The following is a 563-nucleotide window of genomic DNA, read 5'->3' on the forward strand; positions in this document are numbered from 1 at the left end:
TTTTATGCGGAACCCGCCCACGACCGGCTTGCCGGGCGGTGGATCACTGGCCCGCCGTAATTATCGACGGCGTTTTGATCTCATGGGCCGACTCTATGGCGTGTCGGAAACGCTTGATATTGATATGTGCCACGGCATACATATCACAAACGGGACGCTCGTTGCGGTGGGAACATGGTCTAGCCCCCTGAACGTTGTGCTGTGGGCGTCTAACGCATCCGCGAATAACTTCGACAATTTCTCGCTCTCAAATCTGACCATCCAATGCAATCAAAAGTGCTCAGGAATTCTGTTGCAAAATTCCGCGCTCTATCAGATTGACAGGGTTTTCGTGTACGGATGGGGGGCAACCGGCAATAACGGGTCGTTTGGCTTCAAGTCGGCCCCGGCCGGCTGGTCTGCTTCGTCCACGATCAACAACATGATTGTCCTCCCATACACGACTTGGCTGGATGAGCGCCCACGTGCGGATTACACCGGCACGGGCATGGTACTGGGGCACAACGACTGCATAATCACCGGATGCGAAGTCGCGGCTGGCTATCGGGCGGTTCAGTTTTCAG

At 55.4% G+C, this 563-nt stretch carries 1 protein-coding gene; it reads left to right on the forward strand.

Annotated features, from left to right (window positions below; all coding sequences use genetic code 11):
* A partial coding sequence (locus ACTJKP_RS27160) for a hypothetical protein (protein WP_440632873.1) occupies positions 1-563 on the forward strand: 563 nt, incomplete at both ends.

The sequence above is a fragment of the Brucella sp. 22210 genome (assembly GCF_052045675.1).
Classification (GTDB): Bacteria; Pseudomonadota; Alphaproteobacteria; order Rhizobiales; family Rhizobiaceae; genus Brucella.